The organism is Streptomyces sp. NPDC002490, from assembly GCF_040296045.1.
GTDB lineage: Bacteria > Actinomycetota > Actinomycetes > Streptomycetales > Streptomycetaceae > Streptomyces.
In genome coordinates, this window is sequence record NZ_JBEOWM010000017.1 from 28765 (window position 1) to 53527 (window position 24763).

Annotated in this window: 16 protein-coding genes; 15 read left to right on the plus strand and 1 reads right to left on the minus strand. The window is 75.4% G+C overall.

Annotated elements, in window-relative coordinates; translation table 11 throughout:
* From ABT092_RS13400 to ABT092_RS13450, 11 genes are all read left to right on the plus strand, one after another.
* On the plus strand, nucleotides 1–945 hold the full coding sequence (locus ABT092_RS13400; protein ID WP_351243147.1) for a carbohydrate ABC transporter permease: 945 nt from the start codon (nucleotides 1–3) through the stop codon (nucleotides 943–945).
* Nucleotides 946–947: 2 nt separating this feature from the next.
* Nucleotides 948–1871, plus strand: a complete 924-nt coding sequence (locus tag ABT092_RS13405; protein WP_351243149.1) for a carbohydrate ABC transporter permease — start codon at nucleotides 948–950, stop codon at nucleotides 1869–1871.
* Between the two features lie 8 nt (nucleotides 1872–1879).
* Nucleotides 1880–3145 (plus strand): 6-phospho-beta-glucosidase, encoded by a 1266-nt coding sequence (locus ABT092_RS13410; RefSeq protein ID WP_351243151.1) that lies wholly within the window; start codon nucleotides 1880–1882, stop codon nucleotides 3143–3145.
* Nucleotides 3136–4149 (plus strand): N-acetylglucosamine kinase, encoded by a 1014-nt coding sequence (locus ABT092_RS13415; RefSeq protein WP_351243153.1) that lies wholly within the window; start codon nucleotides 3136–3138, stop codon nucleotides 4147–4149. Before ABT092_RS13410 ends, ABT092_RS13415 begins: the two co-directional genes overlap by 10 nt.
* A gap of 288 nt (nucleotides 4150–4437) precedes the next feature.
* Nucleotides 4438–6003: a GlnX family signal transduction membrane protein gene (locus tag ABT092_RS13420; RefSeq protein ID WP_351243155.1), complete on the plus strand. Its 1566-nt coding sequence runs from the start codon at nucleotides 4438–4440 to the stop codon at nucleotides 6001–6003.
* Between the two features lie 14 nt (nucleotides 6004–6017).
* Nucleotides 6018–6986, plus strand: coding sequence for a glutamate ABC transporter substrate-binding protein (locus ABT092_RS13425; RefSeq protein WP_351243157.1), 969 nt, complete (start codon nucleotides 6018–6020; stop codon nucleotides 6984–6986).
* 104 nt (nucleotides 6987–7090) lie between these two features.
* Nucleotides 7091–8416 (plus strand): hypothetical protein, encoded by a 1326-nt coding sequence (locus ABT092_RS13430; protein WP_351243159.1) that lies wholly within the window; start codon nucleotides 7091–7093, stop codon nucleotides 8414–8416.
* The gene (locus tag ABT092_RS13435) at nucleotides 8413–10959 is read left to right on the plus strand and encodes a serine/threonine-protein kinase (protein WP_351243161.1); all 2547 of its coding nucleotides are present in this window, start codon (nucleotides 8413–8415) and stop codon (nucleotides 10957–10959) included. The genes ABT092_RS13430 and ABT092_RS13435 overlap by 4 nt, the downstream gene beginning before the upstream one ends.
* A gap of 3 nt (nucleotides 10960–10962) precedes the next feature.
* Complete coding sequence (locus ABT092_RS13440; RefSeq protein ID WP_351243163.1) at nucleotides 10963–12501, plus strand: protein phosphatase 2C domain-containing protein; 1539 nt, start codon at nucleotides 10963–10965, stop codon at nucleotides 12499–12501.
* 160 nt (nucleotides 12502–12661) lie between these two features.
* On the plus strand, nucleotides 12662–13996 hold the full coding sequence (locus ABT092_RS13445) for a vWA domain-containing protein (RefSeq protein ID WP_351243165.1): 1335 nt from the start codon (nucleotides 12662–12664) through the stop codon (nucleotides 13994–13996).
* A 120-nt stretch (nucleotides 13997–14116) separates the two neighbouring features.
* Complete coding sequence (locus tag ABT092_RS13450) at nucleotides 14117–15310, plus strand: FHA domain-containing protein (protein WP_351243167.1); 1194 nt, start codon at nucleotides 14117–14119, stop codon at nucleotides 15308–15310.
* Nucleotides 15311–15381: 71 nt separating this feature from the next.
* Here ABT092_RS13450 and ABT092_RS13455 read toward each other — a convergent pair whose 3' ends face one another.
* Complete coding sequence (locus tag ABT092_RS13455) at nucleotides 15382–16383, minus strand: methyltransferase domain-containing protein (RefSeq protein WP_351243169.1); 1002 nt, start codon at nucleotides 16381–16383, stop codon at nucleotides 15382–15384.
* A gap of 160 nt (nucleotides 16384–16543) precedes the next feature.
* Here ABT092_RS13455 and ABT092_RS13460 point away from each other — a divergent pair, with 160 nt between their 5' ends.
* From ABT092_RS13460 to ABT092_RS13475, 4 genes are all read left to right on the plus strand, one after another.
* Nucleotides 16544–16957, plus strand: coding sequence for a globin (locus ABT092_RS13460; RefSeq protein ID WP_351243171.1), 414 nt, complete (start codon nucleotides 16544–16546; stop codon nucleotides 16955–16957).
* A 258-nt stretch (nucleotides 16958–17215) separates the two neighbouring features.
* A complete protein-coding gene (locus ABT092_RS13465) occupies nucleotides 17216–20587 on the plus strand; it encodes an FtsX-like permease family protein (protein WP_351243173.1) in 3372 nt (1123 codons plus the stop codon).
* Nucleotides 20584–23688, plus strand: a complete 3105-nt coding sequence (locus tag ABT092_RS13470; RefSeq protein ID WP_351243175.1) for an FtsX-like permease family protein — start codon at nucleotides 20584–20586, stop codon at nucleotides 23686–23688. Before ABT092_RS13465 ends, ABT092_RS13470 begins: the two co-directional genes overlap by 4 nt.
* Nucleotides 23689–23752: 64 nt before the next feature.
* Nucleotides 23753–24739 carry an ABC transporter ATP-binding protein gene (locus ABT092_RS13475; RefSeq protein ID WP_351243177.1) on the plus strand — a complete coding sequence of 329 codons (987 nt, stop codon included), beginning with the start codon at nucleotides 23753–23755 and terminating at the stop codon, nucleotides 24737–24739.
* The last annotated feature ends 24 nt before the right edge of the window (nucleotides 24740–24763 follow it).

Here is a 24763-nt window from a genome sequence, read left to right on the forward strand (position 1 = left end):
GTGTCCACCGCGCACCCGCTGCGTGCGAAGCGCCGCCGCTCGGCGCTTCGCACGCTGGCCTTCCTCTCGCCCTGGTTGATCGGGTTCGGCTTCTTCTTCGCCTACCCGCTCGTGTCGACCGTCTACTTCTCGTTCATGGCGTACGACGGCTTCGAACCGCCCACCTGGAACGGGTTGGCGAACTGGTCGTACCTCTTCAACGACTTCCCGAAGTTCTGGCCGGCGATGCAGAACACCCTCTGGCTGGTCCTGGTGATGGTCACCTGCCGGGTCGCCTTCGGGCTCGGCGTCGGGCTGCTGATCACCAAGATCAAGACGGCCACCGGGGTCTTCCGGACCCTGTTCTACCTGCCCTACCTGGCGCCGCCGGTCGCCGCGACGCTGGCCTTCGTGTTCCTGCTGAACCCGGGCACCGGGCCGGTCAACTCCCTGCTGGAGACGGTGGGGATCTCGGCCCCGAGCTGGTTCAACGACGCCGACTGGTCCAAGCCCGCGCTCACCGTCCTCGCGGTGTGGGGCGTCGGCGACCTGATGGTGATCTTCATGGCCGCGCTGCTGGACGTGCCGAAGGAGCAGTACGAGGCCGCCGAGTTGGACGGGGCCTCCCGCTTCCAGCGGTTCCGCTTCGTCACCCTGCCGAACATCTCCCCGGTCGTCCTCTTCGCCGTGGTCACCGGGGTCATCTCGGCGATGCAGTACTACACCCAACCGATCGTGGCCGCCAAGGTCGCCTCGGGGAAGATGGGCGGATCCGGACAGCCGTTCGAGCCGGGCTATCCGGAGGCGTCCACCCTGACCCTGCCCCAGCTCGTCTACAACGTCGGCTTCCAGCGCTTCGACTACGGCACGGCCTGCGCCGGGGCGCTCGTCCTGTTCGTCCTCGCCATGGCGTGCACCGCACTGTTGATGCGGCGCCGCGGCGGCCTCATCGGGACCGGTGACTGATCATGGCCCAGACGACCACCACCGAGGACGCCCGCCCGAACCCGGTCGCCCCCCGTCCCGCGGCCGACGGACCGCTCACCCCGGCCGCCCGCACCGCCCGGCGCCGGGCGGTGCTGCACTGGATCGCGGTCCACTCGCTCGGCGTGGCGGCGGCGCTGTTCTTCCTGCTGCCGTTCGTCTTCGTCGTGCTGACCTCGCTGATGAACGACCAACAGGCCCTCACCCGGGACCTGTGGCCGCGGGAGTGGGCGTTCGGCAACTACCTGACCGTGTGGGACACGCCCGGCTTCCTCACCTGGTGGCGCAACACCCTGCTGTACGCGGGGCTGGGGACGGTGCTGTCGGTGGTGTCCTCGATCCCGGTGGCCTACGCGCTCGCCAAGTTCCGCTTCCGGGGGCGCCGGCTCTCCCTCATGCTCGTCATCTCGATGATGATGCTGCCGCCGCAGGTCGTGATCATCCCCATGTACCTGTTCTGGGCGAAGCAGATGGACATGTCGGGCACGCTCTGGCCGCTGATCATCCCGATGGCCTTCGGCGACGCCTTCTCGATCTTCCTGCTGCGGCAGTTCCTGCTGACCATCCCGGACGAGTACCTCGACGCGGCCCGGATCGACGGCTGCGGGGAGGTCCGCACGCTGATCCGGGTCGTCCTGCCGATGGCCAAGCCCGGCATCGCCGCGGTGGCCCTGTTCCAGTTCTTCTACGCCTGGAACGACTACTTCGGCCCCCAGATCTACGCGTCCGACAACCCGGCGGCCTGGACGCTCAGTTACGGACTCGAATCGTTCAAGGGCGCGCACCACACCAACTGGAACCTGACCATGGCGGCCACCGTGCTGGTCATGGCGCCGGTCATCCTCGTCTTCTTCTTCGCCCAGAAGGCGTTCGTCGAGGGTGTCACGCTCACCGGAGTGAAGGGCTAGTACTACTGATGAAACTGACCGTGGTCGGCGGAGGTTCGACCTACACCCCCGAACTCATCGACGGATTCGCCCGTCTGCGGGACACCCTGCCGATCAGCGAACTCGTCCTCGTGGACCCGGCGGCCGACCGGCTGGAACTGGTCGGCGGGCTCGCCCGGCGGATCTTCGCCAAGCAGGGCCACCCCGGCACCATCACCACCACCGGGGACCTGGACGCCGGCGTCGCGGACGCCGACGCGGTGCTGCTGCAACTGCGCGTGGGCGGTCAGGCCGCCCGCAACCAGGACGAGACCTGGCCGCTGACCTGCGGCTGCGTCGGCCAGGAGACCACCGGCGCGGGCGGCCTCGCCAAGGCGCTGCGCACCGTGCCGGTGGTCCTCGACATCGCCGAACGGGTCCGGCGCACCAACCCGAACGCGTGGATCATCGACTTCACCAACCCGGTCGGCATCGTCACCCGGGCCCTGTTGGACGCCGGGCACAAGGCGGTCGGGCTCTGCAACGTCGCCATCGGCTTCCAGCGCCGCTTCGCCGAGCACCTGGGCGTCGAGCCGGGCCGGATCCACCTCGACCACGTCGGGCTCAACCACCTCACCTGGGAGACCGGGGTGCGGATCGGCGGGCCGGAGGGCGAGGACGTGCTGCCGAAGCTGCTCGCCGAGCACGGCGAGGCCATCGCCGGCACGCTGAGCCTGCCGCGCGCCCTGCTGGACCGCCTCGGCACGGTCCCCTCGTACTACCTGCGCTACTTCTACGCCCACGACGAGGTGGTCCGCGAACTGCGGACCAAGCCCTCGCGGGCCGCCGAGGTCGCCGCGATGGAGCGCGAGCTCCTGGAGATGTACGGGGACCCGGCGCTCGACGAGAAGCCCGCGCTGCTCGCCAAGCGCGGCGGCGCCTTCTACTCCGAGGCCGCGGTCGACCTCGCCGCGGCCCTGCTGGGCGGCGGCGGCAGCCCGTACCAGGTGGTCAACACCCTCAACCGGGGGACCCTGCCGTTCCTGCCGGACGACGCGGTGATCGAGGTGCAGGCCGCGGTGGACGCCGAGGGGCCCCGCCCGCTCGCGGTCCCGAAGCTCGACCCGCTGTACGCCGGGCTGATCGCCAACGTCACCGCCTACGAGCAGTTGGCGCTGGACGCAGCCCTGCGGGGCGGGCGCGAGCGGGTGTTCACCGCCCTGCTGGCCCACCCCCTGGTCGGACAGGTCGAGTACGCCGAGAAGCTCACCGACGAACTGGTCGCGCACAACCGGGAGCACCTCGCGTGGGCCTGAACGACCTCGCCCCCGACGGCGAGCACCGGGGCCCCGTCACGGGCCCGGTGCTCGCCATCGACGCGGGCAACAGCAAGACCGACGCCGCCGTGGTCCTGGCCGACGGCCGGGTGGTGGGAACCGGCCGCAGCGGAGGGTTCCAACCGCCCCGGGTGGGCGTGGAGACGGCCGTGGACACCCTGGCCGAGGCGGTGTCCGCGGCGTTCGCCGAGGCGGGGCTCACCGAGGTCGGGCACGTGTCAGCGTGCCTGGCCAACGCCGACCTGCCGGCCGAGGAGCGACAGCTCGCCGAGGCCCTGCGGCGCCGCGGCTGGAGCGGCACCGGCAGCGTCGACGTGCGCAACGACACCTTCGCCCTGCTGCGGACCGGGGTCGCCGAACCGCGCGGGGTGGCCGTGGTCTGCGGCGCGGGCATCAACTGCGTGGGCATGCGCCCAGACGGCCGCACCGCCCGGTTCCCCGCCATCGGGAAGATCTCCGGGGACTGGGGCGGCGGCCTCGGGCTCGCCGAGGAGGCCCTGTGGCACGCGGCCCGGGCCGAGGACGGCCGCGGCGTGGCCACCGCCCTGGCGCGGGCGCTGCCCGCCCACTTCGGGCTGGACTCGATGTACGGGCTGATCGAGGCGCTGCACTTCGGGCACGTGCCGTCCGGCCGTGTCCACGAGTTGACGCCGGTGCTGTTCGACTGCGCGCAGGACGGCGACGAGGTGGCCCGCTCCCTGGTGGACCGGCTCGCCGACGAGGTGGTCGGCATGGCGGTGGTGGCGCTGACCCGGCTGGAACTGCTGGACGAGGCGGCCCCCGTGGTGCTCGGCGGCGGCGTACTGGCAGCCCGCCACCCGCGGTTGGACGAGGGGGTGCGCGCCCGGCTCGCCGCCCGGGCCCCGAAGGCGGTGCCCCAGGTGGTGGCGGAGCGCCCGGTGTTGGGCTCCGCGCTGCTGGGACTGGACCGTCTCGGGGCGGGCCCGCGGGCCCAGGCGAGGCTGCGGGAGCAGCTCTCCTAGCGCGGCTCCGGAGCCCCCGCGCCAACCCGCCCTCCGGCTGGGTGTGCGCGGGGGCTCCGTCGTGCGCGGGGCCACCGTGGCGGTCGGTGCGCGGTGCGGCAACACCGCTTCACTCGATCGTGTGTACGGTCCGTGCGAGCGGGAACCGAACACCCCCGGGGGGCGTATTCACCGTAGGGGCAGACGATCCGGACAAGGGCGGTGCGCGAGGGGGCACCGGCGGCAATACTGACCGCACGGAACGGGCAGCACAGGGGGGACGAGAGGGATGAGCACGGGGGAAGCCGCATGACGCAGCCGCCGAGCCGGGGCGTTCCGGGGCCGTCCGGCAGCGCCAAGCCCACCGGCGCCTCCACCGTCCCACCGGCACCCCCGGACGGCGGGCTCCCCGTGGTCCCCGCCGCTCCCCCGGTTCCGTTCGCGCCCGCGCCCCCGGTGCAGGGCGCCGGGACTCCCCCCGGCTCCGGGCCGCCCGGACCCCGCGGCAGCGCCTGGGCGGAGGGGTGGGGCCGGCTGCGTGCCGCCGCGGGCACCGAGCCCGGTCGGCTGCGGATCATCGGGGCCGTCCTCGCCCTGCTGGTCGTCGGTTTCGGCGCCGCGACCAGTTGGCAGATGACCGACCGTGCCGCCGCCGCCGAGGACGTGCTGCACCGCAGCCAACCCCTGGCCGCGGACGCGGCGGCCATCTACCGCTCCCTCGCCGACGCCAACACCACGGCCTCCAGCGGGTTCCTGGCCCGCGGTCAGGAACCCGTCGAGGTCACCGAGCGCTACCGGCAGCACGTCGACACCGCAGCCGAGAAGCTGGCCAAGGCCGCCGCCGGCGCGGAACCGGGCTCCGCGTCCGCCACCGCGATCACCGAGTTGAACAAGCTCCTGCCGCGGTACACCGGCCTGGTGGAACGGGCCCGCGCCAACAACCGCCACGGCATGCCGCTGGGCGGCGCGTACCTGCGCTACGCCAACGACACCATGCAGACCGAGATGCTCCCGGCCGCGGAGAAGCTGTACCAGCACGAGAACGCCCGGTTGCGCGCCGACTACGACGGCGCCACGCCCTACCCCTGGGTGGCCCTCGGCCTGGGCGTGCTCGCGCTCACCGCGCTGGCCTGGGCGCAGCGCCGCAACTACCGGCGGACCAACCGGGTGTTCAACCACGGCCTGCTGGCCGCCACCGCCGCCTCGACGGTGGTGGTGCTCTGGCTGGCCGTCGGGCACACGGTCGCCCGGTCCGGGCTGAACACCTCGTACGAGGACGGGGTGCGCTCGTTGAACGTCCTCAACGACGCCCGTCTCGCCTCCCTGAAGGCGCGCGGCAACGAGAACCTGACGCTGGTCAGTCGGGGCGCCGAGACGATCACCGTGGAGAAGCACCAGGTCGACAAGTTCGACGCGGCGTTCAAGGAGCAGATGGCGCTGCTCTCCGGGACGGAGAACCGCACCGGTCTGCTCGCCACCGCCGCGCGGTTCGCCGACGACGACAGCGGCCGGACACCGGTCACCAGGGCGGCGGACGCCCTGAAGACGTGGCAGGAGCGGCACGCGGTGGCCCGGGAGCGGGACGAAGCGGGCGACTACCAGGGCGCGTTGGACAGGATCATCGGCAAGCCGGGGGAGCCGTCCGCGGGCGAGTGCCTCGACACGGCGGCGGACGAGCCCACGGGCGAGTGCTTCGACGTCGTCGACGCCGCTCTGGAGGAGGCGCTCGACCACGAACAGGGCGAGTTCAAGAAGGCGGTCGGGAACGCCCCGGGCAGTATGACCGTCCTGGCTCTCGGGGCCGCTGGTCTCGCGGCCCTCGCAGCGGCCTTCGCCCTCTTCGGGATCGGCCGCAGGCTTTCGGAGTACCGGTGAGAGGGGACGCGACCATGCGACGCGTGAGCCTACGGGGTTGGGGCGGTGTCGCCGCGATGGCGGTGGCCTGCGTCCTCACCGCCCTGTTCGTCCTGCTCCCCGTGACGCACACCAGCGGGGACGTCAACCCCGCCCTGCGCGGCCCCGGGACGGCGGAGGGGCTCCACACGAGGGCGAGCGACTGCGTGCCGGAGGCGTCCAGCCTGCGGCCCTCGCCCTCGACCACCGGTCCCGCGCTCTCCGGGATCCGCGAGCGGGGACGGCTCGTGATCGGGGTGGACCAAAACAGCTTCCGCTGGGGCTACCGCAACCCGAACAAGGAGAACGGCGGTCTGGAGGGCTTCGACATCGACCTGGCGAAGGCGCTGGCCCGGGAGATCCTGCCGGGCGGCACGGTCCAGTTCAAGACGATCCCCACCAACCGGCGCATCCCCGCCCTCAAGAACGGCGAGGTCGACATGGTCGTGCAGACCATGACGATCAACTGCGAACGGCTGGAGGACGTCGACTTCTCCAGCCCGTACTTCAAGACCGGACAGCAGGTGCTGGCCGCCCGCAACTCCTCGATCACCGGCTACGACCCTTCGCTGAAGGGCAAGCGGGTCTGCTCGGCGCACGGCTCCACCGCCAAGGACGCGCTCACGGCCAAGAGCCACGGCGCGGACCTCTCGGTCACGGTCCCCAACCAGTTGGACTGCCTGGTGCGGCTCCAACTCGGCGAGGTGGACGCGGTGGTCACGGACGGCGTGCTGGCGGCGGTGCAGGCGGCCCAGGACCCGATGGTGGAGCTCAAGGGCGAACCCTTCACCGTCGAGTACTACGGCATCGCGATGAAGAAGGGCTCCGACGACCTGGTGCGCCGGGTCAACCAGGTGCTGGTGGAGTTCCGCCAGGGGCAGTGGCAGAAGTCGTACAAGGAGTGGCTGGCCGAGGACCTGGGCCCGGGGACGGGTCCCCCCCAGCCTCCCGGGTACCGGGACTGAGGCCGTCCGGAGCGGCACCAACGGGGCGAGTGGAACGAGCAGGGCGGCACGGGAGCGGACGCGATCCGGCCGCCGGGGCAGCACCGAGAACAGCGAGGTGATCGATGGGCGGCGCGGGACCCGCCGAGCAGGTGTGGGACCGGGACGAGGTGGACCGTGCGCTGGCACGGCTCGGGGTGGAGCACGAGGCGATCGAGAGTTCGCTCCTCGCGCTCCAGGACCACGCGGGCCGCAGGCTGCTCGAAGGCGCCGAGCTGACCGGCACCACCCGTGACCGTTGGGCCGAGACCGACGCCGCCGTCACCCTGCTGTGGTCCTACTTCGACCGGTACACCGAGGCGCTGCGGACGGCACGGGAGCTGCGGGCCCGCAGGCGCTGGTCCAGCCAGGAGGACCTGGTACGGCTCACGGAGCTGTTGCGGGGCCCCTGCGTGGCGGTGCCGGAACCGCGGGGCGACGGCGCGCGGATGGCGCCCTCGCTCACCGGTCCCGCCCGGCTGAGCCGCAGCTTCACCCTGGAGGAGCTGGTCTCCGCCATGAACGACCTGTACGCGGGCGCACTCGACCTGGTGGTCGCCGCGGACACGGTGTGGTCGACGCTGCCGGCCCGGATCGACCTGCTCTCCGCCGAGTTGCAACGCACCCGCGGGCTGGCCCACTCCGTGGGCGTGCGGCCCGGCGAGCACCCCGCGGGCGACGACCTGGAGCGCATCACCCGCACCCTGGCCGAGCTGCGTCGGCAGGCGGTGTCGGACCCCCTGGTGTTCTGGCGCCCCGCCGGCGGGAGCGCGGCACCGGGCGGCGGGCGTGCGGACACCGAGCGCTACGACCGGGAGGCCCGGGCCCTGGAGGAGGTGCGCCGCGAGATCGACGCGGTGCTGACGGTGCGCCAGGACGCGGAGTCCCGGTTGCGGAACCTGCGGGACGTGCTGTCCCGGGCGGACCGCACCCTCGCGGAGGCCCGCACCGCGCGCGGCGAGGTGCTGGCGAAGATCGCGGCGACCGAGGTCCCGGCCGTCTCCGGCCTGCCCACCGCGCTCCAGGAGCAGTGGGCGGCGGCCTCCGAGTACCGCAGGCACGGTCAGTGGCACCGGTTGTCGCCGCTGTTGGAGGCGTTGGAGGAGCGTGCGGAGGAGGAGTTGTTGCGGGCCCGGGAGTCGCTGACGGCGGTGACGGCGCCGCTCGCGGTCCGTGCGGAACTGCGGGGGCGGCTGGACGCGTACAAGGCGAAGGTGGCCCGGCACGGTCTGGCCGAGGATCCGCTGCTGATCGAACGGTACGACCTCGCCCGCCGCATGCTGTGGAGCGCGCCCTGCGACCTCCGGGTGGCGGAGGGCGCGGTGCTGCGCTACCAGCAGGCCGCGGCCGAGGCACTGGCCCCGCCGGCGGCCGGGCCGGGCGGGTCCGCGGACGGGAGGGGGAACCGGTGAACGGGACGGAGTGCCAGCGGCCGGAGTGCGCGGGCCGCTACGAGGACGTGGGCGAGGGGCAGGTGTACTGCGACACCTGCGGGCTGGCCCCGGTGGTGGCCCTCCGGGTGCCGGAGCCGCGGCCCTCGGGCGGCTCCGCGCCCACGGGCGCGCCGGCGTCCGGCGGCTCCGCGCGGTCCTCCCGTTCCTCCGGCTCGGCGGCCTCGCACCGTTCGGTGTCCGGACGGCTGTCGCGGGCCGGCTCGGTGTCGGGGCGGGTGACCGAGCGTTCGGTGTCGGTGCGGGCGAACCCCTCGGGACGCGTCGGCGGGCCGTCCACCCGGGGCCGACTGGGTGCCGGGCTGGTCGAGGTGCCCAAGATCCCCCGGCCCAACCCGGCGGAGATGGTGCTGGAGGACCCGGAGGTCCCCGAGCGCAAGCGGTTCTGCTCGCGGTCCGACTGCGGTTCCCCGGTGGGGCGTTCCCGCGGCGAGCAGATCGGGCGCAAGGAGGGCTTCTGCACCGCCTGCGGCCACCCCTACTCGTTCGTCCCGAAGCTGGACCGGGGCGACGTCGTGCACGGACAGTACGAGGTGATGGGGTGCCTGGCGCACGGCGGACTGGGCTGGATCTACCTGGCGATCGACCATGCGGTCGCCGACCGCTGGGTGGTGCTGAAGGGCCTGCTGGACGCCGGTGACCAGGACGCCATGGAGGCGGCGATCGCGGAGCGCCGCTTCCTCGCCGAGATCGAGCACGCCAACATCGTGCGGATCTACAACTTCGTGGAGCACCTCGACCGGCGCACGGGCTCCCTCGACGGCTACATCGTGATGGAGTACGTCGGCGGCAAGTCGCTGAAGGAGATCGCCAACGAGCGGCGCACCCCCGGCGGCAGGCGGGACCCGCTGCCGGTGGAGCAGGCGTGCGCCTACGGCATCGAGGCCCTGGAGGCCCTGGGACACCTGCACGGCCGCAAGCTGGTGTACTGCGACTTCAAGGTCGACAACGCGATCCAGACCCAGGACGAGTTGAAGCTGATCGACATGGGCGCGGTGCGCCGGATCGACGACGAGGACGCGGCGATCTTCGGCACCGTGGGCTACCAGGCCCCGGAGGTCGCCGAGGTGGGGCCGTCCGTCGCCTCGGACCTGTACACGGTGGCCCGGACCCTCGCGGTGCTCACCTTCGACTTCCAGGGCTACACCACGGTGTTCGTGGACTCGCTGCCCGACCCCGAGCACATCGAGGTGTTCCGCACCTACGAGTCGTTCTACCGGCTGTTGATACGGGCCACCGACCCCGACCCGGCACGCCGGTTCGCCTCGGCCCAGGAGATGGCGGAGCAGTTGACGGGGGTGCTGCGGGAGGTCGTGGCCCTCCAGACGGGGCGTCCCCGGCCGGCCCTGTCGACGCTGTTCGGGGCCGAACTCAAGGTCACGGACACCGAGCTGTTCGACCGGTCCGACGCCGGGGGATCGAGGCTCGGGGCCCGTCCGGTCTCCCGCGGGCGGGCCGGACGGCGCGCCGCGGGCGGTGCGGCGGCCCTGACCGGCGGTCCCGCCGCCGCCCTCGCCGCGGGGCCGCCGGCCCCGACGGCCCCGCACGGCCCGGTGCACGCACTGGACGTCACGGCGGCGGCGCTGGCGCTGCCGGTGCCGCACGTCGATCCGGGGGACCCCAACGCCGGGCTGTTGGCGGGCCTGGTGGTGTCCTCGGCGCCCGCCGAACTGCTCGCCGCCCTGCGCGCGGCGCCCGTCGACTCGTTGGAGTTGCGGCTGCGGGAGCTGCGGGCCCTGCTGGCGGCGGGCGATCCCCGGGCCGCCGGGCGGACGCTCGCGGCCCTGCTGGAGGGGGACGGCGAGGACTGGCGGGTCATCTGGCACCAGGGCGTGGCCGCGCTCTCGACCGGCGATCACGAGACGGCGGCCCTGTCGTTCGACGCGGTGTACGACGCGTTTCCGGGCGAGCCGGCGCCGAAGCTGGCGCTCGGGGTGTGCGCGGAGGTGTTGGGCCAGCTCGACAACGCCGCCGAGTACTACCGCCTGGTGTGGACGACGGACCCGAGCTACGTGTCGGCGGCGTTCGGGCTGGCGCGGGTGCGGCTCGCCGCCGGCGACCGGTCGGGGGCGGTGCGGGCCCTGGAGTCGGTGCCGGAGTCGTCGATCCACTACACGGCGGCGCGGGTGGCGGCGGTCCGCGCCCGGCTGCGCGGACGGATCGTCTCCGGCGGGGACCCGGAGTTGCTGGAGGACCTGACCGCCGCCGCCGGTCAGGTGGAGGCGCTGGACGCGTTCGGCCTCGACGCGGTCCGCAGGGAACGGCTGTCGACCGAGGTGCTGGGTACGGCGCTGGACTGGGTACTCTCCGGTAGCCGGGGCCCGGCCGCAACGGGCGGCCCCGGTGGCCGATCGGTGCTGCTCGGCAGCGAAGTGGACGAACGCGGGCTGCGGCTCGGCCTGGAGCGTTCGTACCGCACGCTGGCGCGGCTCGCACGCGGCGGCGCGGAGAGGATCGAACTGGTGGAACGTGCAAACCGTTTCCGCCCCCGGACATGGGTGTGAGTGATGTCGTCGCAGCAACCCCGCTCGGCCGCCGGACCGCGGTGCCCCAGGTGTACGGAGCCTCTGGAGCCGGGCGACCGGTTCTGCGGCGTCTGCGGTCATGACGTGTCGTCAGTGACTGCCGGCGCGGGACCGGGCGCCGAGCAGGACCGTCCGACCCTCGTGATGGACGTCCCGTCGCCGCTCTCCTCGCCTCCGGGCCGGGCGGGCGCGGTGCCGGGCCCGGTGCGCTGGCCCGAGCCCTCGGGGGTGAACGGGGGCGTCTCGGCGCCGGTCCACCTGCCGAGCGACATCTCCGGGCGCACCTCGGGCGGCGGGCAGCTCCCCTCCCACCCGGGCGGGCACCCGGTGACACGGGCACCGGAGTACCGGACCGACCACGCCTACGAGCACCCGGGCCACTCCCCCGCGGCGGCAGCCGACCGGGCGGCCGGGCGCGGCGCCCTCGACGCCGAGGGCTACCCGCTGCCCGCCCCGGCCGGGGCGTCCTCCGCCTCGTCGGCGCCGTCCGAGCAGTCGGCGCCCTCCGGGGCGGGCGGTCCGGCGGGGTCGTCGGGCGACACCGCGGCCACGGCACCGGCTTCGGCCGACCCGCGGGCCGCCGCCCCGCCGGCGGGCGCGCCCGTGAGGCGGTGCGTGTTCTGCGCGGTGGGCCCGGTCTCCCGGGACGCGTACTGCGAGACCTGCGGGAAGGCCCAGCCCCGGGAACGGGACCACATGGAGACGGCCTTGGACGCGGTGGCCGCGGTGAGCGACCGCGGGCTGCGCCACCACCGCAACGAGGACGCGTACGCGGTGGCCGCGGCTGCACTGCCGGACGGCTCGCCGGCGGTGGTCGCGATCGTCTGCGACGGGGTGTCCTCGGCGAGCCGCCCCGACGAGGCGTCCCTCGCCGCGTCCCGGGCCGCCAGCGAGTGCGCGCTCGACCTGTTGCCGCGCGGCGTCCACCCCCAGCAGGCCATGCACCGGGCGATCGTGGCCGCCTCCGAGGCGGTGAACGCGCTCGCCGAGGAGGACCCGACCGCCGGGGACGGTGGCTCCGCCCATCAGAACGCGCCGGCGTGCACCGTGGTCGGGGCGATCGTGGTGGGCGAGTTGCTGGTGATCGGATGGGTCGGCGACAGCCGGGCCTACTGGGTGCCGGCGGACCGGGCGGCGCCTTCGGCCCGGCTCACCGAGGACGACTCGTGGGCCGCGCAGATGGTGGCGGCGGGTCTGATGAGCGAGGCGGAGGCGTACGCCGACGAACGCGCCCACGCCATCACCGGCTGGTTGGGCGCCGACGCCTACGAACTGGAGCCGCACACCGTGTCGTTCAAGCCGGACCGGGCCGGTGTGGTGGTGGTGTGCACGGACGGGCTGTGGAACTACGCCGAGTCGGCGCAGGACATGGCCGCGGTCCTGGCCCCGGACGCCGGGCGGCAGCCGTTGGCAGCCGCCCGGGCGCTGGTCTCCCACGCCCTGGAGGGCGGGGGCCACGACAACGTAACAGTGGCGCTGGTGCCGTTCCCCTCCCCCGGGCGGGGGGCAGGATCGGCCTGACGCACGCACCGTCCGACCGCCGGTCGGACGGGCCCGACCGCGGGCCGGCGGAACACGCCGGCCCGTCGCCCGGGCCGGTCTCCGCGGGGGCGTCGATCGGACGTCCCCGGTGGACACGCAACACGCCCACGCGCCGTGGGAAGCAAGGGGGAGTGCATCCATGGCCAACTTCTCGAAGCCGTCCGTCCCGCGGTTCTCGGTGGACGTCTACCAGAACGAGTTCCTGCCGGAGGGCGGGCGCGAGGTCAACGCGGTCGTCACGGTGACCCGCACCGGCGGCACCGCCGGCCCCGGTTCCGCCGGCCCGCACGACCCGGGGCACGGACCCGGCGCCGCCGTGGTGATCATGGTCGACTGCTCGGGCTCGATGGACTACCCGGCGACCAAGCTGCGGGGCGCCCGCGAGGCGACGGCGGCGGCGATCGCGGCGCTGCGGGACGGGGTCCGGTTCGCGGTCGTCGCCGGAACGCACCTCGCCCGGGAGGTCTATCCCCGGGGCGGGGGCCTGGCCGTGGCGGACGAGCGGACCCGGGCGGACGCCACGGAGGCGTTGCGGAGCCTGACCGCGGGCGGCGGCACCGCCATCGGCACCTGGCTGCGCCTCGCCGATGCGCTGCTCGCCACGGCCGACGTCCCGATCCGGCACGGCATCCTGCTGACCGACGGACGCAACGAACACGAGGCGCCCGAGGCGCTGCGCGAGGCGCTCGACGCGTGCGCGGGGCGCTTCACCTGTGACGCCCGCGGGGTGGGCACCGACTGGGAAGTGAAAGAAGTCACAGGCATCGCCTCCGCACTGCTCGGCTCGGCGGACATCGTCGCCGACCCGGCGGGGCTCTCCGCCGACTTCACCCGGATGATGGGGGCGGCGATGGGCAAGGGCGTCGCGGACGTCGCCCTGCGGCTGTGGACGCCGGTGGGCGCCGAGGTGGCGTTCGTCAAGCAGGTCGCCCCGAACGTCGAGGAACTGACGGCCCGACGCACCGAGGCCGGGACCCGGGTCGGGGACTATCCGACCGGTTCCTGGGGCGACGAGTCCCGCGACTTCCACCTGTGCGTCCGGGTGCCGTCGGCCGGGGTCGGTCAGGAGATGCTGGCGGCCCGGGTCTCGTTGGTGGCCCCGCTGCCGGACGGCGCCGTCGAGACCCTCGCGCAGGGCCTGGTCCGCGCGGTGTGGACGGACGACATGGCCGCCTCCACCTCCATCAATCCGCAGGTCGCGCACTACACCGGGCAGGCCGAACTGGCGGACGTCATCCAGCAGGGGCTGGACGCCCGCAAGGCCGGCGACCTGGGCGGTGCCACGGCCAAGTTGGGGCGCGCGGTGCAACTCGCCAGCGCATCCGGAAACGAGGACACCTCCAAGTTGCTGGCGAAGGTGGTGGACGTGGTCGATGCCGCTGCGGGTACTGTGCGACTGAAGGCGAAGGTTGCGGAGGCGGACGAGATGACTCTCGAAACCCGGTCCACCAAGACCGTCCGCGTCAAGAAGTAAGCCAGCAGACAGCGAAGACAGCAGGGAGCAACGGCCTGACCGCCGTGCCCCGCCCCGGCCCCGGCCGGGCGGACCGAGCTCCGGCCCGGGTGCCGGAAGAGGAGAGGGGGAGGCGCCGACATGCCGACCTGCCCGAACGGACACCACTCGGGTTCCGACGACTGGTGCGAGGTGTGCGGTCATCGCATCGACGGTGCCGTGCCCCCGCCCCCGCCCGGTTACGGCTTCCCGCCGCCCGCGCCGGGCGGCGCACCCGGCGGTGGGCACCCTCCCGCTCAGCCCGAGTACTGCCCGCAGTGCCGGACCCCCCGCGAGGGCGGTGCGCCGTTCTGCGAGGAGTGCCGGTGGAACTTCATCACCAACAAGGCGACCTCCTACACCCCGGTGGCCCCGCGTCCGGCGGCCGGTCAGAGCGGCCCGCCGCCCGGCCGCTTCCCCGGCCCGGGCGGTCCGGGCCCCGGCGGCCCCGGCGGCCCGCCGAGCGCATCGCACCACCCCGGTGGCCCGCCCGGACCTCCCGGCATGGGCTCGGGGCAGGACGCGTTCGGGCACCAGGGCGCCCGGTCCGCCCCGGTGAACCGCCCCGCCGAGCCGTTCCCGCCCTTCGGCGAGAACCCGGCCGGTCCGCCGCCCCCGGGGCCCGGCGCTCCGGGCGCCCCCGCCGCCTTCCGGCAGGGCGGCCCCCCGGCCCCGCCGCCGTACCCGGGGTTCCCGGAGGCCGGACAGCCCGGCCCGCCGCCCTCGCCGCCCGGTCAGGGCTTCGGCGGTGACGACGACTGGGTCATCTCCCCGCCCTCGGCAGCGACCGGCTCCGGGCCGGCCCCGAACGGGCCCGCGGGCCCCGGGGCGGGTCCGGGCGGCGGCCACCCGCCGCACGCCCAGGCCGGACCGGTCGGCTTCGCGCCCTCGGACACCTGGTCGGTCACCATCGGCCCGGACCGCGAGTACTTCATGTCCATGATGCAGCGGTCCGGACCGGAGGCCGCCGGGTTGAACCTGCCGGCGTTCGCACCGCAGAAGCAGCACCAGCTCATCGGCAACCAGATCACCATCGGCCGCCGCCGGCACGCCACCGGCGAGGTGCCGGACATCGACCTGGCGGTGCCCCCGGAGGACCCGGGCGTCTCGCACCAGCACGCGGTGCTGGTGCAGCAGACGGGCGGGAGTTGGGCGATCGTCGATCAGGGGTCCACCAACGGCACCACGGTCAACGGTTCCGACGAGCCGATCCAGTCGTACATCCCGGTGCCGCTCCAGGACGGGGACCGGGTCCACGTGGGCGCCTGGACGACCATCACCATCCACCGGGGCTGAACGCCCGTCGTCGCGGTCCGACCGTCCACCGACGGTCGGACCACCACCGCGGTCCGCCGCTGCCGGGCCCGTCACGCCTCCGGCAGCGGCCAGGCGTAGGGCCCCTCCGGGTCGTCCAACCAGCTCCAGACGTACGGCCCCCGCACGGTGACGCCGTACCGTTCGCGGGCCGGTCGCCCCTCGCGCAGCCACAGGCCGAGCGCATCGCGCGGGTCCAGGACGCCGGCCGTCAGCGCCAGCAGGAACTGGAACAGTTCGCTGTGCAGCGCCCGGCGGGGCAGGCTCCCCGGCGGGATGGCCTCGGTCCGCCGGGCGGCGCCCCGCAGCGGAACGAAGTACGCCGAGGTGTGCAGGAAGCGGCCCTCGGCCTGCTCGGGGCCGTCGACCACGAGCCGGATCAGTCCCGTGGCCAGCGGGGCGAGGACCAGGGCGCCCGGGGCGCACTGGGCGAGCCAGGCCCGCGGCACCGACGGCAGGGTGCAGGTCGCCACGATCCGGTCGAAGGGCGCCCGCTCGGGACAGCCCAGCGCACCGTCCCCGGTGACCACCGTCGGCGCGTACCCGGCACTGTGCAGATGGGCCCGCGCGGACTCGGTGATCTCCGGGTCCAGGTCGACGGTCGTCACCCGTTCCTCGCCGACCCGGTGTGCGAGCAGGGCGGCGTTGTAGCCGGTGCCCGCCCCGATCTCCAGCACCCGGTCCTCCTCGCCGACCCGCAGTTCGGCGAGCATCCGGGCCATCAGCGAGGGCTGGCTGGAGGAGGAGAGCAGCTCCCCGTCCCGCAGCCGGGTGGCCAGCGGGGCGTCCACGTAGGCCCCGCGCATCCAGCGGACCCGGCGTGCCGGGTCCGGGTCACCGCCCCGCAGCCGGTCGTGACCGTTGCCCCCGCCGATCCAGTACGAGGGGACGAAGAGGTGCCGGGGCACCTCGGCGAAGGCGGTGCGCCAGCTCGGATCGGCGTCCCAGCCCCCGCTGGCCTCGATCGTCCGCAGCATGCCCGCCCGGGCCTCGGCCGCGACGTCGGCCAGGTCGGCGTACGGGTCCGGGGGACGACCGGGGTGGTGCGCGCCCATGCCTCCACTGTGCTGCGTCGGCGCGCCGGGGGCGAACGAGGCGCCACCGCCGTCCGCGGACGGCGGCCCGGTCGCGCCGAGCCCGGCTGCCGCCCCGGCCCCGTGCCCCGCACTCCGCCGGGACCTAGGACCCGGGTCCTGGGCCGAGCCGTCTGAGACCATGGAGGGCGTGAACGAGATTCGGCGCGGCACCCTTCAGGAGCAGACCTTCTACGAGCAGGTCGGCGGCGAGGAGACCTTCCGCCGGCTGGTCCACCGGTTCTACCAGGGCGTCGCCGAGGACCCCCTGCTCCGCCCCATGTACCCGGAGGAGGACCTGGGCCCCGCCGAGGAGCGGTTCGCCCTGTTCCTGATGCAGTACTGGGGCGGCCCCCGCACCTACAGCGAACAGCGGGGCCACCCCCGGCTCCGGATGCGGCACGCCCCGTTCGTCGTGGACCGGGCCGCGCACGACGCCTGGCTGCGGCACATGCGGGACGCGGTGGACGAGCTGGGGCTCGCGCCGGAGCACGAGGAGGAGCTGTGGCGGTACATGACGTACGCCGCCGCCTCGATGATCAACACGCCGGGCTGAGCGGGGTCCCGGCCCCCGCCCCCTGACGGCCGTCCCGGGGCGTTCCGCCCCGCCCGGTCCGCTGAGCGGACCGGGCGTCCCGTTTTCCGTTCCCCGCCCCCGCAGCCCCTTCCGCTCCCCCGCACACTCTGAAAACATCCAGGAGCCCCCCGTACGCCCGGCCCGTGCACGCGCCGGAGCACGGGGAGCGCCCGCGGGGGCGGGAGCACGTGGGAACGGCGCAGGGCGAGCAGCGGAACGCGGGGGCGGGAACAAGCAGTGACAGGGTTCGTACTGGCGCGCGTCCGGGCGCACCGGCTGTTGCTGGGCGCCGCACTGATCGCCGTGGTCCTGACGACCACGGTCCTGGCGACCCTCGCCGCCTTCTCCGGCGGCATCGGGGACGCCGCACTGCGCCACTCGCTGCGGACCCGGGACACCGCCGCCACCGCGCTGATCGCCAGGGCGCCCCTGATGCCCTCCGAACGGCGGGCCACCGAGACCGCGGGCCAAGCCGTCTGGGACGCGGCCCGCACCGCCTTCGACGGGCTGCCGTTCACCACCCGGACCATGGCGCGTTCCGGCCCCTACGCGCTCCCCCGCTCCCTCCAGCCGCCCGCCGCCCGCGAGGGCAACCCGTACCTCACGCACTTCGGCGCCCTCGACGCCAGTCAGGTCCGGATCATCGGGGGCCGCCACCCCGACGCCTCCCGCCGGGGCGAGGTCGAGGTGGCGCTGCCGGAGACGGCCGCGGCGGAGCTGGGGCTGCGCCCCGGGGGGCCGGACTCCGCCCTGACCCTGACCGACCGGCTGGACGGCCCCCCGGTCCGGGTCCGGGTCGTGGGCGTCTACCGCCCGGTCACCGCCGAATCCCCCTACTGGCAGCTGGACGCCCTGCGCGGCCGGGGCGCCCAGAAGGTGTCCTTCGCCACCTACGGCCCGCTGCTGACCGACCCGGCGGTGCTCGCCGACGCGGGGCGGGTCAGCTCAGGGGAGACCGCCTGGCTCGCGGTCGCCGACTTCTCCCGGATGACCACCGACCGGATCGACGCGCTGCGCGAGGCGGCCCGGGAGGGCACCGACGGCCTGCGGGGCTCCCCCGCGCTCCGCGGCAGCAAGGAGGTCACCACCGGTCTGCCCGGGGTCCTGGACCGGGCCGAACGCGCCACCCTGGTGTCCCGTTCCACCTTGCTCCTGGTGGCCCTGCAACTCGGGCTGCTCGCCGGCTACACCCTGCTGCTGGTGGCCCGGCTGCTGAGCACCGAACGGGCCGGGGAGACCGGGCTGCTGCGGGCCCGCGGCGCCTCCCGCGGCCGGGTGGGCGCGCTCGCCGCGGTGGAGGCGCTGATGTTGGCGCTGCCCGCCGCCCTCCTCGCCCCGCTGCTGGCGGGACCGCTGACCGAACGGCTCGCCGGGCAGGGCGCGCTGGCCCGGATCGGCCTCCGGGTGGACGGCGTGGCCTCCGGCGGGGTGTGGCTGGTCTCCGGGGCCGTCGCGCTGGGCTGCGCGCTCGCCGTGACCCTGCCCGCGCTCACCCGCGAAGGAGCCGAGCGGGGCCGGGCCCGGACGCTGCCCGGGCCGCTGCGGGCCGGTGCGGACCTGGCGCTGGTGGCGGTCGCGGGCGTGGCCTACTGGCAGCTCGACCGGCGGACCGGGCAGCCCGGGGTGGGCATCGACCCGCTGCTGGTGGTGGCGCCGGCACTCGCCCTGCTCGCCGGCACGGTCCTGGTCCTGCGGCTGCTGCCGCCCGCCGCCCGGCTCGCCGAACGCCGGGCGGCCGGGGGCCGCGGACTGATCGCCGCGCTCGCCGGCTGGCAGCTCAGCCGCCGGCCGCTGCGCGGGGCCGGGCCGGTGCTGCTGCTGGTCCTCGCGGTGGCGATGGGCATCCTGGCGATCGGCCAGGGCTCGTCGTGGGACCGCTCCCAGGAGGACCAGGCCGACTTCCGGGCGGGCGCCCAGGTGCGGGTGGAGACCGCCGGCGCGGCGGAGCTGGGGGAGGCCGGCCGGTACGCACGGCTGCCCGGAGTCCGGGAGGCGGTGCCCGCGCTGCGGGCCACGACCCCGTTGTCGGGCGGTCGCGAGGCGACGATCCTCGCCCTGGACACCGCCCGCGGCGCCCGGCACCTGCTGACCCGCGAGGACCTCGGTGACCCCGCCGACGGACGCCCCGCGCCGCCGAGCGCCACCGGGCCCACCGGCACCCCGCTCCCGCCCGGCACCACCCGCCTCGAACTCGACCTCCGGCTCGGTGCCGACCCGACCGACCGGGCGGATGCAAAGGCTCCGGAGGGCACCGAGCGGCCGGAGCCGCCGCAGGTCTCCGCCCTGCTGGAGGACGTCCACGGGCTCTCGTACCGGCTGTCCGCCGGGACGCTGCCGGCCGACGGACGGACCCGCACGCTCCCCGTGGACCTGGTGGGTGCGGGCGACGCCGGCGGGCCCGCCGGGCCGTTGACCCTCATCGGCCTGGAGTTGGACGCCCCCCAACCGGTGGGGCGCGCCCGGCACCACGTGCTCGGGTGGGAGGCCCTGCGCGCCTCGGCCTCGGTCGGGGAGCCGGCCCGCGCGGTGCGGCTCGGCACCCGCTGGCAGGGGCAGTCCTCGGCCACCGGGGCGGAGGACGCCGCGACCGGGGCGGCCCGCCCCACCCCGCCGAGGATCACCGTCCGGGAGGACGCCGGAACCTCGCTGACCGCCGGCTACCGCACCGGGTACACCGACGAGGAGCTGTGGCTGCCCGGCGGGGGGAACACCGTGACCGTGCGGTTGATGGCCGAACGGCCGGTGCCGGAGGAGGTCTCGGCCGTCGCCACCGACCAGTACCTGAAGGTCCTGGGGGCCCGCACCGGCGACCGGGTGGAGGTGGCGATCGGCGGCACCAACGTGCCGGTGCGGATCGACCGCAGCGTGCGTGCGCTGCCCACCACCGGACCGGAGGAGCGGGGCCCCGCGAGCGCCCCGGGCACGGGGGGCGGGCCCGTCGCGTCCGCCGCCGCGAGCGACCGGGACGGCGGGGCGCTGCTGCTGGACCTCACGGCGGTCAACCGCATCCTGACCCAACGGGACGGCACGGGGGTGTCGCCCACCGAGTGGTGGCTGCACACCGAGCCGGGCCGGGCGGCGGACGCCGCCGCGGCGCTGCGCGCCCGGTCCGACACCGACCCGGCCACCGTGCAGGTGCGGGACGAGATCGCCCACGGGCTGCGGGACGACCCGCTGGGTGCCGGGCCCGGCGCGGCGCTGACCGCGGTGGCCATCGCGGCGGCGGCGCTCGCGGCCGTGGGCTTCGGGGTCAGCACGGCGGGCGCGCTGCGCGAACGCGCCGCCGAGTTCGCCGTGTTGCGCGCCCTCGGCGCTCCCCGGCGCCAGCTGGCCCGACTGGTCGCGGTGGAACAGGGCGTACTGGTGGGGCTGGCGCTCCTGGTGGGGGCGGCACTGGGCACCGTGCTGACCCGGGCGGTGGTCCCGTTGATCCTGTTGACGCCGGACGCCACCCGCCCCGTGCCACCGGTCCTCGTCGAACTGCCCGCCGGCCGGGTGGCGCTGCTGCTCGCACTGGTCGCCGCGGGTCCGCTGCTCATCACCGCGGCCCTCACCCTCCGCCGGCCCGCCCACCTGGCGACCGCCCTCACGGCGGCGGTGGAGCGATGACCGCGCACGGCCGCCTCCCGGAAGGCACCGGACCCGACGACCCCGACGACTCCGCACACCACCGGCCCCCGGCCCGCGACCCCCAGGCGGCGCCGGTCCCCCACCACGGCCAACACCCCACCCACCGGGACCCCGGCAACGCCCCGGAGCCCACGACGAGCGACCTGCCGGCGGAGCGGCGGGCGGCGAACAGGCGGACTGTGAACGAGCGAACGGTGCACGACCCGGCAGCCGACCCCACCGGACCGGGCGCCCCCACGGCAGCGGACGGTCCGCCGGCCGGGGCGGCCGGCCGGCGCCCACTCCCCGCCCCGTGGGTCCGCACCCGACTACGCACCGCCCGGGGCGCCGCCCTGGCACTGGCCCTCCTCGCCGCGGTCACCGCGGCGCTCGCCGCCGGGTTCCCGCTCGCCCTGGACTCCCTCCGCGACGACGGGCTGCGGCACGCCCTGGCCGACGCCTCCCCGGCGCAGGCCGCGCTCCGGTTCACCGCACCGCAGCACAGCCTCAGCGCCTCCGCCGCCGAGCGGGAGGCGGCGCTGCGCGGGGCCGCCCTGCGCCGGGGGTACGACGCGGTGGTCGACGCGCTGCCCGCCCCGCTCACCGCGGACCGCGCCCGCTCCTCGTACGGGGTGCGCACCGCCGACCCGCCGGAGGTGTCCGAGCGGTGGCTGCCCCGTCCGCGCGGGCTGTCCCCGCGGTTCGTGCTGGCCGCCCAGCACGGCCTGGACGCGCACGCCCGGGTCCGCACCGGACGGCTGCCCCGCGTCCAGGACGCCGTCACCCTGGGCACCCCCGCGGTGGAAGCGGCCGTCACCGTGGAGACCGCGGCCCGGCTGAACATCGCGACGGGCTCCGTGCTCCGCGTCCCGGGCGTGGCCCGCTCCCCGCTGACCGTGCGGATCACCGGCATCGTCACTCCCCGGGACCCGCGGGGTCCCTACTGGTCCACGCAGCAGGTGCTGCGCACCCCCTCCCTGGTCCGCGTCCCCTCCCGGGAACCCGATCCGCCGGTGTACTGGCTCGGCGCGCTGTTGCTGCACCCCGATGCCGCCCCGGCCCTCCTGGGCACCGCGGGCACCCCCGAGCGGTACTGGCAGATCGCGCCCGGCAGCGACGGAATGACCGGCGCGGACCTCGGGAGCGCCCAGTCCGCCCTGGCCTCCGCCGTCAACGGGACGGCCCTGTTGGAGGTGCGCCGCGCGGTCGACGCCAACACCGTGGCCGACACGGAGCTGGACGACGTCCTCACCCGGTACGGCGCACTCCGTGACGGTGTCATGCCCCTGGTGACCGTGGCGGTGGCGGGCACGGCCGCCGTGGCGCTGGTGGTGCTCCTGATGGCCGGCGGCCTCGCCGCGGGGCGTCGTCGCGCCGAACTGACCGTGCTGCGGGCCCGCGGCGCCTCCCTCCCGGGACTGGCCGGCAGGCTGCTCGCGGAGACCGCGGTGGTCGCGGTGCCCGCCGGCGCGACCGGCCTGACGGTCGCGCTGCTGGCCCTGCCCGGGGGGCGGTGGTGGCCGGCGGCGCTGGCCGCCGCGGCCGTGACCCTGGTGGCCTGTCTGGCGCTGCCGCTGCGCGCCCTGGCCGATCACCGGTCGGTGCGCATCGGCACGGACCGCGACGACCTGACCGCCGCGCGCCCCTCGCGGCGGCGCGCCGTCGCCGAACTCACCCTGCTCGTCCTCGCGGTGGGCGCCGTCGCCACGCTGCGCGGACGGGGCGCCGAGGACGGCGGCGCACTGGTGGCGCTGGCCCCGGTGCTGATCGGGGTGATCGCCGCGCTGTTGCTGGTCCGGCTGTATCCGCTGCCGCTGCGGCTGCTCACGGCCCCCGCCCGCCGGTTGCGCGGTCTGCTGGGGCACCTGGCGCTGGCGCGTGCGGCCCGCGGGGCCTCCTCGACGGCCCTGCCGTTGCTGGCGCTGCTGACCGCGCTGACCACGGCCGCCTTCGGCGGCAGCGTCCTGGCCGGGGTGGCCGACACCCGGGACCGGGCGGCCCTGTTGGCGACCGGTGCCGACGCCCGCGTCGACAGCCGGTACCCCTTCCCGTGCCACCTGCCGCAGCGGGTCCGTCAGGCCCCGGGGGTGGAGACGATGACGGCCGTCGCCGTCGACTACGACGCCCAGGTGGTCGGCGCCGATCCGGCGGACGGGGCCGGGCAGGACGATCCGCTGCGGTCCCTGGAGGCGGCGGAGGCCGCGGGCGGCGGGGACACCGACACCCGGATGCCGCTGGCCGTGGTCAACGCGCGTCCATACGCCGATCTGTCCCGCCGGATGGGCGTGGGAGCGTTCCCGGCCCGGGCCCTCGTCCGGGGCCCGGCCGCGCACGACGACGGCCGGGCCGTCCCCGTGCTCGCCTCGCCCGCCACCGCCGCCCGCCTCGGCCGCGGCCCGGTCACCGTGCGCGTCGACGACCGGCGTCTGACCGTGCGGATCGCCGTGGTCCGCCCGGTGACCCCGGCGATGTCCACCGAACACTTCCTGGTCGTGGACGCCGACGCGCTGGGGCGTCCGCTGCGGCCGAACGCCCTGTTCCTCACCGGCCGGAACCTCGACCCCGCCGCGCTCCGCACCGCCGGCGGGCCGGACGCCGTGGTCCACCTGCGGGAGGCGGAGCGCGCCCGGTACACCGACTCGCCCCTCCAACTCGGTGCCGAACGCGTCTACACGGCCGCCGTGGCCGCGGGCGCCGGCTTCGCCGCGCTCGCCCTGCTGCTCTCCCTGGCCCGCACCGCCCCGGAGCGGGCCGCGCTCCTGGCCCGGCTGCGCACCATGGGCCTGCCCCGGCGGGACGGACGCCGCCTCCTCGTGCTGGAGTCGCTCCCGCCCGCGCTGCTGGCCGCCGCCGGCGGGATCGCCGCCGGCTGGGCGGCCGTCCGGCTGCTGGCACCGGGCACCGATCTGACAGCCGTGGCGCTCGCCGCGCACGGCGGCCGACTGCCCGCCGGCATCCCCGGGCTGCGCCCGGACCCGTGGTCGCTGGTGGTGCCCGCGCTCGCCGTCGTCGCCCTGACCGTGGGCGTCGCCGCCGGGCAGGCGTGGTGGACCGGGCGCCGCGAGGCGGTCCGGGAACTGCGGTGGGGAGACGACCGATGACCCCGCCCGGCTCCGTCCGGCCCCCAGCACCCCACCCGACAGGCCACCTCCGGGAGCACACCCCATGACCACCACCCGACCGGAGGGCCCCGACGCCCCGCGACCGGGCACCTCGCTCGCGGAGTTGGAGCGACGGGCCGCCGACCGCCGCGAGCGCCCCGCCTACGGGCACGACGCGCTGATCAGCTGTGACCGGCTGGTGCGCATCTTCTCCACCGACGGCGTCGAGGTGCAGGCCCTCCAGGGGCTGGACCTGCTGGTGCGCGAGGGCGAACTCATGGCCCTCGTCGGAGCCTCCGGCAGCGGCAAGTCGACCCTGATGAACATCCTCGCCGGACTCGACGAACCCACCGCGGGCGCCGCGAGCGTCGCCGGCCGGGACCTGCTGACCATGGGCGCCAAGGAGCGGCTGGCCTACCGCCGCGACGTGGTGGGCTTCGTCTGGCAGCAGACCTCCCGCAACCTCCTGCCCTATCTGACGGCGGCTCAGAACGTGGCGCTGCCGATGCAGTTGCACGGCGGGCGCGGCGGGCCGCGGGGGCGGCGCGCCCGGGCCGAGCGGGCCGTGGACCTGCTGCGGCTGCTACGGGTCGCCGACTGCCGCGACCGACACCCGCACCAGATGTCCGGCGGTCAGCAGCAGCGGACGGCGATCGCGGTCGCCCTGGCCAACGGCCCCTCGGTGCTGCTCGCCGACGAACCGACCGGGGAACTCGACTCCCACACCGCCGAGCAGATCTTCGCGGCCTTCCGCACGGCCAACGAACAGCTCGGCACCACCGTCGTGATCGTCACCCATGACCAGGCCGTCGCCTCCGAGGTCCGCCGCACGGTCGCCATCCGGGACGGCCGCACCTCCACGGAGGTGCTGCGTCGCACCGAGGTCGACGCGGCCACCGGCGAGGAGTCCCTGGTGGCCCGGGAGTACGCGATGCTCGACCGGGCGGGTCGGCTCCAGCTCCCCGCCGAGTACACGGAGAGCCTGAGCATGCGCGACCGGGTCCTCCTCAAGCGCGAGGAGGACCACATCGGGGTCTGGCCCGACGCCTGATCACGCCCTCCGCCACAGGGGCCG